At 65.9% G+C, this 15,801-nt stretch carries 16 protein-coding genes; 9 read left to right on the top strand and 7 right to left on the bottom strand.

Features of this window, described 5'->3' with window-relative positions; all coding sequences use genetic code 11:
- Nucleotides 1–35 precede the first annotated feature (35 nt).
- Both D1350_RS01195 and D1350_RS23525 read left to right on the top strand, forming a co-directional pair.
- On the top strand, nt 36–1,727 hold the full coding sequence (locus D1350_RS01195) for a recombinase family protein (RefSeq protein WP_125773047.1): 1,692 nt from the start codon (nt 36–38) through the stop codon (nt 1,725–1,727).
- A 36-nt stretch (nt 1,728–1,763) separates the two neighbouring features.
- Nucleotides 1,764–1,937, top strand: a complete 174-nt coding sequence (locus D1350_RS23525; protein WP_164544986.1) for a hypothetical protein — start codon at nt 1,764–1,766, stop codon at nt 1,935–1,937.
- Here the strand turns inward: D1350_RS23525 and D1350_RS01190 are convergent.
- Nucleotides 1,924–2,442 (bottom strand): DNA mismatch endonuclease Vsr, encoded by a 519-nt coding sequence (locus D1350_RS01190; protein WP_125773045.1) that lies wholly within the window; start codon nt 2,440–2,442, stop codon nt 1,924–1,926. The two genes, D1350_RS23525 and D1350_RS01190, sit on opposite strands and share 14 nt — an antisense overlap.
- Here D1350_RS01190 and D1350_RS01185 point away from each other — a divergent pair.
- The 6 genes from D1350_RS01185 to D1350_RS01160 all read left to right on the top strand — a co-directional run bounded on the left by D1350_RS01185 (nt 2,441) and on the right by D1350_RS01160 (nt 7,379).
- The gene (locus D1350_RS01185) at nt 2,441–3,616 is read left to right on the top strand and encodes a DNA cytosine methyltransferase (RefSeq protein WP_125773043.1); all 1,176 of its coding nucleotides are present in this window, start codon (nt 2,441–2,443) and stop codon (nt 3,614–3,616) included. The two genes, D1350_RS01190 and D1350_RS01185, sit on opposite strands and share 2 nt — an antisense overlap.
- Before the next feature lie 55 nt (nt 3,617–3,671).
- A complete protein-coding gene (locus D1350_RS01180) occupies nt 3,672–4,403 on the top strand; it encodes a GIY-YIG nuclease family protein (RefSeq protein WP_206074378.1) in 732 nt (243 codons plus the stop codon).
- A gap of 549 nt (nt 4,404–4,952) precedes the next feature.
- Nucleotides 4,953–5,147: a hypothetical protein gene (locus D1350_RS01175; protein WP_125773038.1), complete on the top strand. Its 195-nt coding sequence runs from the start codon at nt 4,953–4,955 to the stop codon at nt 5,145–5,147.
- Complete coding sequence (locus D1350_RS01170; protein ID WP_125773036.1) at nt 5,128–5,655, top strand: DUF6879 family protein; 528 nt, start codon at nt 5,128–5,130, stop codon at nt 5,653–5,655. Before D1350_RS01175 ends, D1350_RS01170 begins: the two co-directional genes overlap by 20 nt.
- Nucleotides 5,652–6,470 carry a helix-turn-helix domain-containing protein gene (locus D1350_RS01165; protein WP_125773034.1) on the top strand — a complete coding sequence of 273 codons (819 nt, stop codon included), beginning with the start codon at nt 5,652–5,654 and terminating at the stop codon, nt 6,468–6,470. The genes D1350_RS01170 and D1350_RS01165 overlap by 4 nt, the downstream gene beginning before the upstream one ends.
- Nucleotides 6,471–6,518: 48 nt before the next feature.
- On the top strand, nt 6,519–7,379 hold the full coding sequence (locus tag D1350_RS01160; protein ID WP_125773032.1) for an HAD family hydrolase: 861 nt from the start codon (nt 6,519–6,521) through the stop codon (nt 7,377–7,379).
- A 283-nt stretch (nt 7,380–7,662) separates the two neighbouring features.
- Here the strand turns inward: D1350_RS01160 and D1350_RS01155 are convergent, their stop codons facing one another.
- The 6 genes from D1350_RS01155 to ssd all read right to left on the bottom strand — a co-directional run bounded on the left by D1350_RS01155 (nt 7,663) and on the right by ssd (nt 14,639).
- The gene (locus D1350_RS01155; RefSeq protein WP_125773030.1) at nt 7,663–8,925 is read right to left on the bottom strand and encodes a hypothetical protein; all 1,263 of its coding nucleotides are present in this window, start codon (nt 8,923–8,925) and stop codon (nt 7,663–7,665) included.
- Between the two features lie 1,401 nt (nt 8,926–10,326).
- On the bottom strand, nt 10,327–10,527 hold the full coding sequence (locus D1350_RS01150) for a helix-turn-helix domain-containing protein (protein WP_125773028.1): 201 nt from the start codon (nt 10,525–10,527) through the stop codon (nt 10,327–10,329).
- 64 nt (nt 10,528–10,591) lie between these two features.
- Entirely contained in the window at nt 10,592–10,963 is a 372-nt protein-coding gene (locus D1350_RS01145; protein WP_125773026.1) for a hypothetical protein, read from the bottom strand.
- A gap of 147 nt (nt 10,964–11,110) precedes the next feature.
- Nucleotides 11,111–11,923 (bottom strand): DUF2637 domain-containing protein, encoded by an 813-nt coding sequence (locus D1350_RS01140; RefSeq protein WP_164544985.1) that lies wholly within the window; start codon nt 11,921–11,923, stop codon nt 11,111–11,113.
- Nucleotides 11,924–13,014: 1,091 nt separating this feature from the next.
- The gene (locus D1350_RS01130; protein WP_240643802.1) at nt 13,015–13,743 is read right to left on the bottom strand and encodes an ATPase, T2SS/T4P/T4SS family; all 729 of its coding nucleotides are present in this window, start codon (nt 13,741–13,743) and stop codon (nt 13,015–13,017) included.
- On the bottom strand, nt 13,740–14,639 hold the full coding sequence (ssd, locus tag D1350_RS01125) for a septum site-determining protein Ssd (RefSeq protein WP_240643801.1): 900 nt from the start codon (nt 14,637–14,639) through the stop codon (nt 13,740–13,742). The genes D1350_RS01130 and ssd overlap by 4 nt, the downstream gene beginning before the upstream one ends.
- Before the next feature lie 231 nt (nt 14,640–14,870).
- Between ssd and D1350_RS01120 the strand changes: the two genes are divergently transcribed.
- Nucleotides 14,871–15,698 (top strand): HAD family hydrolase, encoded by an 828-nt coding sequence (locus D1350_RS01120; RefSeq protein WP_240643800.1) that lies wholly within the window; start codon nt 14,871–14,873, stop codon nt 15,696–15,698.
- Nucleotides 15,699–15,801: the final 103 nt, after the last annotated feature.

The raw sequence follows: 15,801 nt of genomic DNA, 5'->3' as shown, positions 1-15,801 counted from the left end.
CACACAACGCCCCGACTGAACCCGGAGGGTTGAAGATGGCTCGCGTCCTCGGAGTGCTCCGCCAGTCCAAGTTCAAGCCTGGCAGCCTGTCGATGGAAGACCAGCGCACACGCATAGCGCATTGGGCAAGCTCGAACGGTCATGAGGTGGTCGCCTGGACCGAGGACGACGAAGGTGTCAAGGGTGACCAGGCACCCTGGAAGCGGCCTGGACTCGGTCCGTGGCTTCCGGGAACCATCGGGAGGGAAGACCCCTCAGAGGTCGAAGTCCGCCGAACACTGGAATCCTCGCGTGCTGACGAGTGGGACATGCTCTGCGCTTGGCGACTCGATCGGCTCTCTCGGAGCATCATCCACACGCACCAGCTCGGCCGCTGGGCACTCGCACAGGGTAAGTCGATCGTCACCCTTGAGAACGGGTTCAACCTCGCCACGCGAGAAGGTCGCATGCTCTACGGCATGCTCTCGATGTTCGCGGAGAACGAGCACGACGCGATCAAGGAACGTATGAAAGCGTCCCACGATCGGCTGATGCAGGCCGGGCGCTGGAGAGGCGGACAGGTGCCTTACGGCTACCGCCAGATGAAGTCTCCGGACGGCAACGGTTGGGTGCTCGTTGTTGACGACGACGGGGAGAACACGGCAAGCATTGCGCGAGAGATCGTGCGCCGCGTCGTCAACGGCGAGAGCATTAACGGCACGTGCCGTTGGCTTAACGAGGCCGGTATCCCGACGTCGATGGACGTTCAGCGCATCCGGAGGAACAAGGAGCCGAAGGGCTACCAGTGGCGACCGGGGAACCTGCATCACATCCTGCGGTCGCACTCGCTGCTGGGTCAGGCGTCTCACTGGGTGACGGTCGAGCGCGACGACGGCCAGGAGGTGCAGCGAACGCGCGTCATTACGAACGAGGACGGATCTCCCGTGCAGCGCGCCGACCCGCTCATCTCACTTGCGGAATGGCAGGAGCTGCAAGCAGCAATCAACGAGCGTGGAGACCATCGCGGACGAGGTGCCGTACGCGTCGATCGGCGCATGCTTCACCGCATCCTGTTTTGCATCTGCGGTGACCCGCTCTACACGCGGCTCAACGGTCACGGCACGCTGTACTACGTGTGCTCGAAGCGGAACAACACAGGTGCAGCCTGCAAGGTTGGAAAGAGCATCCGGGGGGAGACTGCAGAGAAGGAGCTCGCTCGGATGTTCCTCGGCCTCGTTGGTGACGTTGAGGTCGTGCGCCGCGAGTTCGTAGCTGGGAGCAACCACGACGCTCAGATTTCCGAGATTGATCGCGGGCTCGATGAGCTCGAAGACGACCGCCGAGCCGGCCTGTACGGCACGCCGACCTCACTGGATCGGTTCCGCAGGCAGTACCTCGCCCTGACCGAGCGACGCGAGGCGCTTGCCGCAATTCCCGTTGAGCCGGACCAGTGGCGCGACGTTCCAACAGGCGAGACCTACCGCGAGGTCTGGGGCCGCCTTACTACGGACCAGGAGCGAAACACCGCCCTCCGGGCTGCTGGTGTCTATGGGATCCTTCACCCGACCGACGGCGGACGCCCCTATCACCCGAAGCTCTACAGCATCGGTCATGACGTGGACTTCGAGTGGCCGGAGGACGAAGCCGACTACACCGGACCTTCGTTCGTGTATCAGCGGAGCGGGCGAATCGAAATGAGGGTTCCGGCCACCTGGGAAGAGCGCATCCGGGCGGCCGTCTCGAACTGACAGGCCGCTTGCCACGGCCCGTGAGAGCCTCGATCCGTGACTGAGCACACGAAACCCCGGATCGAGACTCTCAGCGCGTCAGAGGTGCCCTCTCGTGATCGTGAGGCATGGCTCCGGTTCGACGATGCGGACGACGTGACGAGCGAGGAATGGCAGGCGATCGCGGTGGTGCGTGCTCTCCTCAAGGATGCAGTGATCAGGACCGAGTAGGAAGTTCTGCCTCGATCCGATCTGCCGCAGCGTCGGGCGGCTCATGCTCCCACACGCGAACTACCGTCCAGCCCGCAGCTTCGAGGTCGCGGTCAGTCTGGCGATCTCGCTCACGGTTCCGCCGAAGTTTCATCGCCCAGTAGTCCAAGTTCGAGGCAGGCATGCGCAGGTGGTCTGGGCAAGAGTGCCAGAAGCACCCGTCGATGAAGACCGCGACTCGGGTGCGAGGGAAGACGACGTCAACTCGTCTACGCCCAGGGAGCACCGCTTGGTGTACGAAGTATCGTCGGCCGCGCCTGTGGAGTTCACGTCGAACGGCCATCTCCGGCTTCGTGTCACGGCTCCGGACGCGCTGCATCTTTGCGCGAATCGCAGGGTCAACGGCAGCACGCGGAGAGGTTGGTCCCGGTTCCACGCATCTAGTCTGTCTGGGGTGCGGGGTGGTTGCACAGCGCTGCGCGGCGATGTCGGACCATGTCGGACCCGGGCAGTAGGGTTGCGCCATGTCCGAACTGACCTCGCTGTCGCCGACTAGGCCCAGGGTTCTAGAGTTCTTCGCTGGGATCGGCCTGGCGAGGTTAGGGCTCGAACAGGCGGGTTTCGACGTGGCATGGTCGAACGACTACGAGGCGGACAAGAGGGCCATGTACGAGGCCCAATTCGGAGACGAGCAAGCCGGCCGTGACCACAAGTTCGTACTCGGAGACATCGGCCAGGTACAGGCAGACGAACTGCCGTCGGACGCCTCGCTCGCCTGGGCGTCATCACCATGTACCGACCTATCACTTGCCGGTGGACGTGCGGGCCTTGCAGGAACGCAGTCAGGTACGTTCTGGCACTTTATCCGGCTCCTTGAGGAGTTGGGCGACAAGCGGCCTGAGGTGGCAGTGCTTGAGAACGTCATCGGGCTAGCGACATCACACGGTGGAGATGATCTTGCCGCCGCGATCCGGGCGTTCAATGGTTTGGGCTACTCGGTCGACGTGATCTCGCTCGATGCTCGACGATTCATCCCGCAGTCCCGGCCCCGCCTGTTCCTAATCGGCGCACAGAACCCGCCCGAAGACGTCGCCGACCCCAACTCGGAACTCCGCCCAGACTGGCTTCAGGGTGTCTTTGGCGACCCGACGTTGGCCACGCATCGTGCGCGACTTCCCAACCCGCCAGCCCCCCTTACGAGTGGCCTCGGAGCCCTGATCGAGGAGATGCCCTCGACCGACGCACGCTGGTGGGACGAGGAGCGAACGTCGCGCTTCATCTCGTCGCTTTCGCCTGTGCAAATCGAGCGGGTTAACGAGCTTCGCCGGACGAGTGGCGTGAAGTACCGGACCGCATACCGTCGTACCCGAAACGGCATACCGGTGTGGGAGGTACGCCCTGACGACGTTTCCGGGTGCCTGCGAACCGCCCGCGGCGGTTCATCAAAGCAGGCTGTCGTTATGCTTGGGAACAAGAGGCTTCGCGTCCGTTGGATGACTCCCCGCGAGTATGCGAGGCTCATGGGTGCACCGGACTACAACCTAGAATCTGCACGGTCAAACCAAGCCCTCTTTGGGTTTGGTGACGCGGTTGCTGTGCCAGCCGTCGCATGGCTTGGTCAGAACTACCTCGCTCCGCTCGTTCGTGGCGAGATGGCTACCGCTGAGCGTGTCGAACTGCAGGTGGTGTCTAATGGCTAGCAGTGGGGTCGCGTCGTACAACCAGCCGGAGAGACGGCCACCGTCCAAGAAGTCGATGTCCACGCGGTTCGTCAAGGGTTTTCGAGATCTGCTCGATGCAGCCCTCGGCGAGACCGATCCCGAGAGCGGCAAGAGGTTGGCCAGGTGTATTGGGATTTACGCCTTCTATGACTATGATGGTGAGCCAATTTACGTTGGACAGACAACCGAGGAGTTCGGAACACGCGTCGGTCGACACCTCCGCGGGCAGCGCTCAGATACGCTGGCTTACCGAATTCTAGATCCGTTCGAAGTTGCTGAAATCGAGTTGTATCCAACGGAGTTCCTGCGGGCTGATCCATCAATGAAGCGACGGCTAGATGCTTTTGAATATTCGGTCTATCTCAGCGCCATCGAGAAGTCCAAGTATCGGGCCATACTAAACGAGAAGATCCCGCCCAGTACACAAGCCCGCGTCGCGCTGCCAGCCGCCCATCGCTTCGGCCTCATCCCAGCGGACATGCGCGAGGACCGCGAGCATCCCGATGTCCGAATTGCACGCCGGGCAGAGACCCTCGCGCGCGTTGCGGCAGTCGCTCACGAGCGAGGCGAGGTCTCGGCTGGATTGCGCCGCGTAATTGTAATTCAGGCGGTCCGCTTAGCAGACCTTGCAGCGGCGCGGTTGGCCTATGCGGAGGGACGGGCCAGGCCTGCGCCAGAAGCCATTGATGTGCGGGCGCTAGTCGGCAATGTGATGGCTGAATTCAAAGAGCCTGCAGGCGAAGAGGAAGCGCAAGAAGAGGGCTAATTGCCCGTTCCTCGACGCTTTCGCTTGTACTCGCGTGACTTCTTGTTGTGTGCTTCCCTGCACATGTCGCAGCGGCAGCCGGTGTCATAACGAAGGTCCGTGCCGTGTGTTCCGAGCATCTCGCCGCGAGCTCGTTTGCCTGCCATGTAGGCGGCGTGATTAATTCGATTTGCCTCGCGACAGGCCGTGCACCGACAGCCAAGGTTGCCGTATCCGTTCGTCGTGCCGTGCCTCGGGTCACCAGGCTCAAGCGGTCCACTTCTGGTCACGCGGGTCATGCTACGGCGCCGCATCGTTAAGTTGCCAGACGCGCGCCCGATCATCCCGACGGTCGTGTGTCGCCAAGCGCATGGGAGGCGGAGAGGGGTCAGGGTAGCCTCTTCCTGCTCTTTAGCTGCACCGCCGTGCAGGAATACGGCCGATCCGCGGGAGCAGCCGGACTTCGCTGTGGTGGGAGATTTCCCGTCTTGGAAAGTCTTCCCTCTTGTCGCTGGCCCTTCGTACCCGAAGAATCGAGGGGACGGTTGTCCGGCGAAGAGGGAGAGTCCAGTGAAGGTGACCACGCTTGCGTCGTCCTGCGACAAGAACGACTGCCCGACGATCTACCAGACCGACAGGGGGACGATCCTCGTGCAGGGCGAGACGCCGAAGGATCACGGCCTGACGATCCCCGGGCACGAAACCGTCGTGGAGATCCCCCTCGACCTCGTGCGGAAGGCGTTCGGTGACCAGTTCGGCGCGTAGGTCCATCGGGGATCTCTTCGCGACCTTCCAGCGGGAAGCGTTCCGACTGGAGACTCTGGACGACTACAGCCAGTCGGGCAGCGTGGACGCCTACCGGATGTTCCGCGAGGGCCGGCCCAAGCCTGCCGACTACAACACCGACTGGCTGAGCGAAGTTCGCGGGCACACGGACGCCGGACGGCGCATGTACCGGGTGCATGTCCTGAGCCGACCCTTGACGACGTACCTCCGATTCGAGTTGGGGTGGGGGTACGTCACGAACACCACGGCAGGGGAGGAGTTCTACATCCTCGATGTCACCGAGCGTGCCAACCCGCTGCCTGATCACGTCGGGGACTTCTGGCTCTTCGACGGGACAACACCGGCGCGGTTCAGCTACGACGCGGGCAAGTTCGCTGGAGCTGACGTCTTGCAGGACGACGATGGCCCGGAGTATGCGCGTTACCGGGACACGGCTCTTGCGCATGCTGTGCCGTTCGCCGATTGGTGGGCAGAGTACGGAGAGTGAATCGCGCGGAGCTGGGTGCAGCGCTGCGGGCACTACGGCAAGCCTCCCGTATCGAGGCGAAGGTCGTTGCCCGCAGCGCTGTCATGTCCGCGAGCAAGCTGAGCAAGGTCGAGACGGGGAAACTCTCGCCCAGCGCGGACGACGTGGACCGAATCCTTACCGCCATCGGCGTATCCGATTCGGTGAAGTCGGAATACATGGACGCCGCCCGTGCGGTCGCCACCGAGGCCACAGCCTGGCGTCTCATACAACGCGCAGGACTCCACAAGGCGCAGAAGAAGCTGCAAGAGATCGAAGCCACGATGGGGCTTCTGCGCGTGTTTCAGCCGGCGCTTGTCCCCGGTTTGCTCCAGACCCCGGAGTACATGCGAGCAATTCTGTCCCGTCACGCTGATCTGACGGAGGAAACCGTGCGACAAACGATCAGCGCACGGCTTGAACGGCAGGAAGTCCTGTACGACGACTCCAAGACGCTCCGGTTCGTGATCACCGAGCCCGTATTGCGATGGCTGATCGTTCCTCCGCTCGTTATGGCAGGCCAGATCGACCGGCTCATCTCCCTCACCCGCCTACCGAACATCGATCTACGCGTAGTGCCAATCACCGGCCCAAAGCACGACATACCCAGCCATGCCTTTGTGATTCGCGACGATCGCTCGGTAACCGTCGAGACGGTCCATGCGAAAGTGGTAGTCACCGACCCCAGGGACGTGGCCCTCTATGTCGCGAAGTTTGACGGGTTCGCTGAGCATGCATTATTCGGCGACGACTTGAGCGCCAAGCTTGAGAGCGTTCGAGACGAACTTTTGCAATAACAGGAAAGTGAGTCGCAGAACCCCGGGTACACCGACAGTGTGATCCCCATGGACACATACGCAACGCAACGCCTCGCGGCGAAGTTGGTCGCCCTCGACATCGACGGGACGATTATCGGTCGCGACGGGATCGTGCCCCAGGTGACGCGGCTTGCGATCGAGCGGGTACGAGCGGAAGGCATCGAGGTTGTTCTCGCCACTGGTCGATCGCTCGTCGGCGTGCTGCCAATCGCTCAGCAGCTCGGACTCACGCGAGGCTGGTTCGTGGCCTCGAACGGCGCGATCACCGGGCGGTTCACGGGTCACTGGTGGAAGCCATACAAGGTTGTCTCAACGCGCGTGTTCGACCCCCAGGGTGCGTTCTCCTATGCGATGTGTGCCATCCCGGACGCGTTCATGGCTGTTGAAGAGATCGGACGGGGATTTCGTGTCAATGTCCGTTTCGGCCCTGGCCTGCTGAACGGGAAGCAGCGCATCGTCAGCGAGCGGGACTTGTGGTCGCGACCGGTGACTCGTGCGGTCATCCACGCGGAAGGTGCAGCCGGGATGGCGGCACAGCTCCACTCGGCTGGAGTCACGGCCGTTCCAGCCGGCCCGGACTGGATCGACGTAACGAAGCAAGGACTATCGAAGGCCGTCGAGCTGGACGAAATCCGTCGACACCTTGGGATCGCTCGGGATGAGACGGTTGCCGTAGGAGACGGCCTGAACGATCTTGAGATGCTGAAGTGGTCAGGCTACGGCGTGGCGATGGGACACGCGCCCGAGGAAGTTCTCATGACCGCCGATCACGTCACCGGCACGATCGGAGAGCACGGTGCTGCACATGTCCTTGAGTCGCTGTGCCAGAGACCGAGCATGCCGCCGCGTGACGTATCGAGTGTGAGCGGTCGACGACCTGGGGTATGACCCCCGCGCCCTTTCTTCCTCACCGCCCGCGTATAGCATCCGAGATCCTGTACGGGTTCTGGAGTCGTTTTGCGCTCACGGGGCCGGCTGCCGCAATCACTCGCTCCATACTCACGCAACAGCGTGCGATGGCGACTTGTCGGCGGACCCGGGATTGTCGCTACCACCGAGCCCGATGCTCGGACGGGCCTTGTCAGAGCATCGGGCTCGGTCACTATCGGAGCGGCCTCGTGGCCTCTGTGCACGTCTACGTCCGGGCACAGAGGCCACGAGGCTCAGGGTGTTACAGCCCGGTCCCGGACATGATTTCGGCTCGGATGTGAGCCACGGCGACGGGCCTGCCGTTCCGCTCTCCAGTGCCCCAACCCGCGACCTTGGCGGAGCGGACGCGACCGAGCGCACCGACGACGGAGCCCACAAGCGACGAGACGGTCTCCTCAACGTGGCGGAGGCGGCTCTCGGTGTCGGCAAGGTGAGCGACCGACCTGTAGTCGGCGTATGCCTTTCGGTGCTCGACCGACACGTCGGCCTCGACAGTGACAGTGATCCCGTCGTCGTCAGTCGCTGAGTCGGTCACTCGCGCGCTCAGGCAGTCAGTGTCAAGTGCCCTAGCCGGGACCGGGGCACCGTTCGGGCCAACTCGCTCCATCTCCGGTGCACCGTTCGGTGTGGTTACGAGCGAGCCGTCAGCGATGAGCCGGGCGACCTCGTTACCGAGCGCATAGGGGGAATTCGCGGGATCAGGCATGACGGGCAGGAGCGGGTAGCACCAGTTGGCAGCCACCGTGACGGACTCGATCACGACTGAGCCTCGTGGGCCTGAGCCGCCGTCCGTCACGAAGAACCAGCCCTGCACATCCTTAAGTGCCTCACGGACCTGCTCGGGTGTGAGCGTGGAGTGCTGCTTGCCGCGGACGATAGTGAGCCGAACTGAGCCACGGACGGCACCGACGGGCGCACGCTTCGCAACGTCAGCGTGGTGCGCCTGGACGAGGTAGGCGACGGGGAGTGAGTCGGGGCTCACCTCAAGGTCGGCGGGCATCTCGTCCGTGACGATCACGGGCAGTCGCAGGGACTCGGAGAGCACCGGCGCGAGAGCCTCGGCAATGATCGGGCGGACCGGAGCCGCAGCGGTGAGGGACTCGACAGCGGCAGATGCGTGCTGCGAGAGGAGCTCGGCACGCTGAACGGCGGCGATGGCTGTAGCGAGTTCTTCGGCAGAGATCGACTCGTCACCGTGAGCAAGGGCCGCGTGCATCTCGGCAAGTGCAGTCTCAGCGGCGGCATGCTCAGCCTCACGCGACTTCGCCAGGGCTACGGCGGTTGCGAGCTGCTCAGCGTGGACCTCGAACTTGTTCTTGGTCCGCGAGGTCGGTCGTGTCGTCTTCGGCTTCGGGGCGGCGGGCTCGATGTCAGGTGCGGGCTCGGACGACGGGGCTGCAACAGCAGATGGGGGTGGCGTGATCCTCCCCGGGTGCTCTGCGACGACAACGCGCTTGTTCTCGCTGTGGGTACGGGTGTTCGGGGTTCGAGTAGCGGTAGCCACAGTTGGCTATCTCCAATCAATGTGACGACGGGGCAAGAGGCCCACATCTAGGAATTTGGAATAGGTGATGAGTTGAGGGTCTCGCCTTTGAGACTCACCTGTCGGTCTGTTGTTGCGTCGGTCGCTTCGCTCCCGCCGCTCAAACCTCGCCGTTTAGGTCTTGCTTCGAGGTTCAGGGTTTAAGGTCTGGGATCTTCCCCCATACCTTCTACCCGGTGCCCTATCGTGTGGAGAGGGCGAAACTTCTCTGACCTGCGGAAATGCTCCGCAAGTAGGGTCATAGATGGAGTGCTTCACCTAGAACCTAGGCCCGGCGTTGGAGTGTTTACACGGTGTCGCGTGAGCTGTTCGAGCTGACTGCTCGCATCCGACGGGGCGTAGGCACCGCTTGCCCGACCCGTCGTGCAGCAGGCCTTGCGAGGTAAGGGACTGGATAACCTTGCCGAGTCGTCGGTGTTCAACCGGTCCAACTTCACCAGTCGCCTTGTCCACGACATCAAGGAGATTCCGCAGTTCACCGTGTCCGAAGTGAGCGTGCCCGTCACGGTCAAGGCGCAGCCTGGCGAGGGCCAGCACGCGATGCTCAAGGCTTGCCTCAAGCCGGCCGGCGAGGCCCTCATCCCACTGCGCGAGCATCTTGACGTACTTCACGCGGCGCGACCCTTCACGTACAGCGGACGCCTTGCCTCTAGCGCCTCGATGGGATGGCGAGGCCCGCTCACATCTCGCCCCGTCCTGCGCCGACGTTGGACGATCTCCCATGGACTGTCGTCGCCGTCGGCCGCTTGCGCGTCCGCGTTGGGGAGCGCGAGCGCGTACCAGTCGCCTGCGAGTCGGACGAGGTGCCCACGCTCCACGAGCTCCCGCACACCTGCCGTGTTCGGAAGTTTCCCCTCGCCCGTATAGGGATCGAGCGCCCGGAGCACAACCGGCCTTGCCTCACGCCCCTGTTGGTCGAGTGTCGCGAACCCGAGCACCTGGCGGCAAGCGCGCGCAAGGTCCGGGGTAGTCGTTGTTGCCAAAGTGCTGTCCATCCCGCCAGGGTCATTCGCCCTGGCCCATTACTGCCTCACTTCCTCACGAGTCTCTTGTCGAGTTACACGTTAGTGTGCGCGGTTCGTCGTATAGGCCGTTATCGCTGACTGCGAAAGTTGTTTCGGTCAGGCTGTGTCAGCGTGTATGGTTCTGCCTTCTACCGGAGGTGTGAGCCGAACATGCGCGCGATGTCGGCAGGTGAGGCGACCTCGGGATCGATGGCCTCGGATGTGAGTACGCGACCAAGGATCGTCCTATGACGCTCACTGAGGGTTGCGAACTCGCCATCGTCAGTATCAGCCTCAGCCCGCGCTACCGCCTCAGACATGATCCGCTCAGCGATCATACGAACCGGACCAGGTGCCTTCACTGGGCATCACCAGGCTTGCGGTACGTCGCGGCGAACGCTTCGAGCTCGTGGCGCTCGTACAGGGTGAGGCTGCCGATATGGACCGGCTGCGGGCGGTTCTCGCGCCCGATCCAGTTACTGAGAGTGTTTGGGCTGACCCCGAGTAGTCGGGCTGTTGTTCGCCGGTTGAAGTAGTCCCGGCCGTCGATGTTCCACACGTCACCGCCTCGCTTTCCAGGGTGACCGTTCACCCTTCTATAGTGTCTATTAGCGGTGCGTGATTCAATCAGTGTGCGGGATATCGAGCATGTAGAGCCGAGCCCGTCCGACCCTCACTTCGAGATCCCTGAGCCAACCCGATTCCCTGAGGATTCGGTCAGCCCTCTCGACCGCCTTCCGCTCGTATGAGATCTGTCCGGCGATGAACGCCGAACCTGCGAAGGTGAGCCCGCAAGGCTCGGCGTAGTAGGTGCGGGTGGTGATCACCTTGCGGAGCAGCACAGCGGAGACCGCGCGCTCGCCTGACACCGCGTACTGCTGCCAGTCGAACGAGCTGCCCGCGATTCGAACACTCTTCGGGTATGCCATGTCGCGATCGACCGGGTTGAACATCTGACGAGAGAGGCTAAGGGCCTCAGGGATCTTGTAGCGCACAGTGATTCTTTCTTCGACGTTACGTTCTTGGATGTTGTGGTCTGACGTTTCTCGTCTGAGCACGCCCCGTAGAGACGCCCCACGCTCGCAACAGGCAAACGTCCCGGCCATGTCGTCGTAGCGTCTCTACGGACCTCGTGCGCGTTCTCAGACGACGAAGAGGGGCTCGTGCATCTCTTCGATAGCGCGGCGGTCAGCCTCGGCACGAGCCGTGCGGATCACGTTCTGCACGCTGGTCCGACTCACGCTTACCGCCTCTGCCACGGCCGTCTGAGCAATGCCCTGAGAGGTCATGGCGAGGATCCGGTCCCGAACCTCTGGCGTCACCTTGCCCCGCTTCGGCTTCCCGGTCATCGCCCGCGCGGGTGTCGGCTTCGAGGTCGGTGCAGCGCCATTCGTCGCCTCCGGCTCGGTCGCGGGCTCAGCGGTCTTGTGCCGCTCGTCAGTGGTTCTGTCATCCGTCGTCGTCGGGGCCGTCTTCGCAGCTCGACGGGCAGGAGCCACACGCACGGACTCAGTAGTCGGCTCGGACTCGGAGGCGTGGGCAACGACGAGTGACGCCAGCGTGTGAACCGTCGTCAGGACGGACACGGGGGCGAGGGAGACCACGAGGGTTCCGACGAGCTGCCGCACCTCCGCCGGGACACCGAAACCGTGGGCAGCGTTGGAGACCACGGACACCACGGTGAAGACGAAGAGCAGGAACCAGGCAAGACCGGCTCGCTCACCACGCGCACGGAGCACGAGCGCCGCAAGCGTGTAAACGAGCATGCTCGCGTCAATCACGACCGGGACAGCCCAGGCGAGGAACGGGGCAACGTGACCCCATGCCGCGACCTCTTGCAGTGCGCTGAACGACAGGGCGAACGAGACGAGCGCAACCAGGGACGTGAGCCCGACCGTCAGGTGCAGGACCGGGCGCGAGTTCGGGTTGATCAGTGCGGGCTTGCGGTTGTTCACGGTGGGCACCTTTCAGGGGAAGACGGGAGCAGAGACAGGGGAGGACAGGCGACGGGTGCGGACCTCGGCTGAGAGACCGACACGGGAGCGGAGGGCAGCCACGGCAGCAAGGGCAGCCGCACGACCTGAACCGGCTTCGGCGTCGGCTCGGCGCATCTCGTCGGCTCGCTGTTCAGCAGCCCTCTGAGCGGCACGAGCCGCACGGGCAGCGGACTCGGCACGGGCTCGCTCGTACGCCGTCTCCCGCCCTTCCCGGCGAGCCCACGACAGCCGGGCCACGAAGTAGGCGAACGGGTCACGAACGCCATCGGTGAGCCACTGCCACCCATCGCGTACCGCGAGGTTCAGCACGTCATCGGCCGACTGACCTGCCAGGCCGAACCGCTCGACCACGGCCACGAGACGGCCGATGTGCTGGGAGCCCTCACGGGCCACGCTGGGGACCCGGCGTGCTACGGCAGCAGCGGTGCGCTGTGCCGCGAGGGAGCGCGGAGCGCGATCCGCGGTGCTCTTCGGCTTCGTCGTCCTGGCCGTGCGGCGCGTAGCGCGCTTGGTGAGAGAGGGAGAAGTAAGAGCAGAACCAAAGCCCTTCGGGCTTGGTTGGGGTGTCATGTTCGCGGGAACCGAGAGAGCCCGGACCGATGCACGGGTAATGAAGCGGCGTCCGGCTCGGCGCACGTCGTCACGCTCATCCCGGGTCAGGTGCCGGCCCTCAGCCACCGTGACGACGAGCCCGACCGATGCGAGATCGGCAAGGCGACGCTGAACGGTGCGACGGGACCGACCGACCTGACGCGCGAGGCGATCCACGGAAACGGCAACGTCACGGCCCGTGCGGTGCTCAGCCCAGCGGGCAAGGGCACGGGCTACAGCCCGGATCGTCTCGGCGGTGTCCGCACGGCGAGAGGTGGCGAGGTGCTCGACGGCTTCGAGCCACTGGTCGCGACTCGACCACGCGGGCACGGCGGCATACGAGCCAGGCTGGACAGCAACAGGCAGCACACGGGTACGCTTGGGGATCACTACGAGGTCCGATCTCGTGGTCACTGCCCCCGGGCCGTTGACGCGGTCGCGGGGGCAAACTCAACTACTCAAGGCTCGGCAACGTTGAGCCTCATGTGTGAGTCTGTCTCGCGGGCCTCCTCGACGGTCACGACCCGCTCGTCACGGGGGACGAGGGACAGCAGCGCCGCCAGGAGCGTCGTCTTGCCGCTCCCGGTCCCGCCGGAGACCAGCACGTTCGCCCGGCGGGCCACGAGCGCCCGCAGCAGGCCTGTCCACTCCGGCGGCACGGTCCGGAGCGTCACGAGCTCGTCGAGCGTGAAGGCCCGGGGCCGCAGCACCCGGAGGGAGACGACGGCGCCCGCCTGTGCCACCGGTTCGAGCACGGCGTGCAGCCGGGTCCCGTCGGGCAGGCGAGCGTCCACGGTGGGCGCGGCGTCGTCCAGCCGACGTCCGCCGAGGGCTGCGAGCCGCACCGCCAGCGCGCGGACCTCCGCGGCCGTGCCCAGGTCCACGTCCGCCCGTTCGAGGCCGTTCCCGCGGTCGACCCACACGTCGTGCGGGCCGTTGACCAGGACGTCCGTGACAGCCGGCTCGTCGAGCAGGGGCTGGAGCGGCCCGGCGCCCACGAGCTCGGCGCGGGCAGCGCGTGCCAGCTCCCGCATCGCCGTGCTGCCGAGGACTCGCCCGCTGGCCTGGACCGCCGCCCGGACGGCGTCGTCGGACCCGTCCGCGTGCGAACCGCCGTGCGGCACCAGCATGCGCGCCCGGATGTCGTCGAGCAGGGTCCCGTCGACGACCGAGGCGACGGCCGTCACAGGGCACCCGCCAGGTGCGTCGCGAACCGGCCGAGGGGCGTGCGCCTCCCCATCGGCGGCCCTTCGCCCCGCTCGACGGCGGCGGCGAGCCAGCGGTCCCGCCCGAGCTCGGCGACCACCGGCAGGCCGAGCACCTCGGCAAGGTCCACGCCGTCGACCCGTCCGGGGGCCGGGCCACGCACGACCATGCGCACGTCGGTCGCCCCTGCCTCGCGGAGCGCGCCGACGACCGCCATCGCACCGGCCGCCGCCGGCACCGTGAGGGGCGCCACGACCAGCACGACGTCGGCTCCGCCGACGAGCGCCGCGGCCGCCCGCCAGGACTGCGCGCCTGCTCCTGGACGCGGCAGGTCCAGGACCAGCGTCTCCCCTGCCCGGACCAGCCCGGCGCAGACGTCCAGGACCACCGCGTCGTCGGGAGCGGCGCCGCCCGGCCTGCCACCCAGGACCGGGACCACGCCCCAGCGCGGCAGCCCGGAGACCAGCGCGACACCGTCCACCTCGCCGCGGGCAGCGTCGAGATCGCCCCACCGCACGCCCGGGACGTCGTCGATCCCCAGGAGCATCTCCAGGCCCGGCCCTTGCCCGTCGAGGTCCACGAGCGTCGCTCGTTCGCCGGCCCGCCGCAGCCCGTGCGCCAGCGCTGCGCACACCACCGAGGTGCCCGCGCCGCCGACCGCGCCGACCACGGCCAGCACCCGGCCCTCAGGCAGGTCGTCGCCGCGCAGCCTCCCGGCCCGCAGGCCGACCCCGGGACCTTGCGCTCCCAGCCCCGGCCCCGGCGCGGGCGCCGCCCCCGGCGCATCCGCCAGCATCCCCGCCCCGTGCATCCCGCGGGCCGTCGTCGCCGTCCCCACCATGCCGACCTCCTGGTTCGCCGCCCCTGGGCCGTCCATCCGGGGCGTGTGCGTCCAGGCTGCGCGGCGCGGGGACCCCGCCGACGGGCCTCCTGGTCGCCCTGTGCACGGTCCGGCGAGATGGGCAGGTGTGGTCGCCCTCGCGCCCGCACGACTCCGTCGGGAGGGTCGGTCGTCCCGGCTACCGACTTTCGCTCCGACGCGCTTTTACCCCGACGCGCGCGCCTGGGGCTCGCACCGCCGTCGTGCCTGGCCGTTAGGCTCGGGGGCGTGAGCGAAGCGGCGCACCCGAAGCAGGTGGTCCCCCCGTCAGGCCGGAAGGTCGCGGCCTTCTTCGACCTCGACAAGACGATCATCGCGACCAGCTCGTCCGCGGCCTTCTCGCGGCCGTTCTACGCGGGAGGCCTCATCTCGCGTGGCGACGTCCTGCGCAGCGCCTACGCGCACTTCGTCTTCCTGCTGGGCAGCGCGGACGCGGACCAGACCGAGCGCATGCGCGCGCACCTCAGCACGCTCGTCACCGGCTGGGACGTGGCCAAGGTGCGCAAGATCGTCGCGGAGACGGTCCACGAGCTCATCGACCCCGTGGTCTATGCCGAGGCCGTGGAGCTGATCGCCGAGCACCACGAGCTGGGGCACGACGTGGTGGTGGTGTCGGCGTCGGGCGCGGAGCTCGTCGAGCCGATCGCCGCGATCCTGGGCGCGGACCATGTGGTCTCGAGCCGGATGGCCGTAGCCGACGGTCGCTTCACCGGCGGCATCGACTACTACGCCTACGGGGAGAACAAGGGCATCGCGGTCCGCGAGCTGGCCGCGAGCGAGGGGTACGACCTGGCCGCGAGCTACGCCTACTCCGACTCCGTCACGGACGCACCGATGCTGCACGCCGCGGGCCACTCCTACGTGGTCAACCCGGATCGCGCGCTCCGTCGCATGGCAGCCGAGAACGGCTGGGGCGTCCTGACGTTCACCCGGCCCATCGCGCTCCGGCCGAAGGTCAAGCCCGCGCCGGTCATCGCGGTGGTCGGCGGCGTCGCGGTCGCCGTCGCGGTGATCCTGATCTGGCGCGCTGCCCGACGGCGCCGCCGGCTCGGCTGACAGCCGCCCGACCGACCGCGGGCCCGCGTGATCGGTAGCTCGCCCGTATTTCCCTCGCCAGACTGCCCCGGAACCGCGAGCATCGCGCCATGTCGTCGTACTG

The sequence above is a fragment of the Antribacter gilvus genome (assembly GCF_003946865.1).
GTDB classification, from domain to species: Bacteria; Actinomycetota; Actinomycetes; order Actinomycetales; family Cellulomonadaceae; genus Antribacter; species Antribacter gilvus.
The sequence above is the reverse complement of the archived record's forward strand: the minus strand, read 5'-3'. Positions and strand labels throughout refer to the sequence as shown.

Coding starts and splice junctions, on each gene's coding strand:
- D1350_RS01185 (WP_125773043.1), top strand. CDS start 2,441: ATGTCCGAACTGACCTCGCTGTCGCCGACTAGGCCCAGGGTTCTAGAG.
- D1350_RS01195 (WP_125773047.1), top strand. CDS start 36: ATGGCTCGCGTCCTCGGAGTGCTCCGCCAGTCCAAGTTCAAGCCTGGC.
- D1350_RS01180 (WP_206074378.1), top strand. CDS start 3,672: ATGTCCACGCGGTTCGTCAAGGGTTTTCGAGATCTGCTCGATGCAGCC.
- D1350_RS01190 (WP_125773045.1), bottom strand. CDS start 2,442: ATGGCGCAACCCTACTGCCCGGGTCCGACATGGTCCGACATCGCCGCG.
- D1350_RS01160 (WP_125773032.1), top strand. CDS start 6,519: ATGGACACATACGCAACGCAACGCCTCGCGGCGAAGTTGGTCGCCCTC.
- ssd (WP_240643801.1), bottom strand. CDS start 14,639: ATGGACGGCCCAGGGGCGGCGAACCAGGAGGTCGGCATGGTGGGGACG.